This is a genomic window from Arthrobacter sp. B2060 (assembly GCF_059090445.1).
In genome coordinates this window covers 1-496 of sequence record NZ_JBNHFR010000034.1, presented here as the reverse complement: position 1 = coordinate 496, position 496 = coordinate 1, and the positions used below count along the sequence as shown (strand labels likewise).

The 496-nt window shown below is 68.3% G+C and carries 1 protein-coding gene and 1 pseudogene; both read right to left on the bottom strand.

What is annotated here, in order from left to right:
- The coding region (locus AC5RUM_RS21485; RefSeq protein ID WP_494036850.1) for a glucose-6-phosphate dehydrogenase assembly protein OpcA at positions 1-259 on the bottom strand (259 nt) is incomplete at its 3' end.
- A pseudogene (locus AC5RUM_RS21480) lies at positions 256-496 on the bottom strand (glucose-6-phosphate dehydrogenase); the annotation flags it as partial. The gene AC5RUM_RS21485 and the pseudogene AC5RUM_RS21480, both read right to left, overlap by 4 nt.

The following is a 496-nucleotide window of genomic DNA, read 5'->3' as shown; positions in this document are numbered from 1 at the left end:
CGGCGTCCCCGCCGACCCGGATCTGGGCGTCGAGCCGGTTCGGGGCGGCCGAGCCGGCGTCGGCGAGCACGATGATCCGGCAGGGGTGTTCCCGGCTGGCCTCGTTCGCGGCCTCGATCGCTTCCTCTTCCAGCCCGGACTTGGTGAGGACCACGAGGGTGAGCACCCGGCCCAGCGCGATCACCCCGCCCTGCTCGCGCAGGGACATGATCTTCTTAGAGATCTGAGAGGTGGTGGTGTTCGGAAGATCTACAATCATGGCCTTCTCCAGGTGCGTCCGTCGCGGGCTAGCAGCTCATCAGCCGAGGCCGGGCCCCAGCTGCCGGGCGCGTAGGGCTCGGGCTGTTCACCCAGGCCCGCCCAGTACTCTTCGAAGGGGTCCAGGATCTTCCAGGACAGCTCCACTTCCTCGTGCCGCGGGAACAGCGGCGGCTCGCCCAGCAGCACGTCCAGGATCAGCCGCTCATACGCCTCGGGCGAGGACTCGGTAAACGAG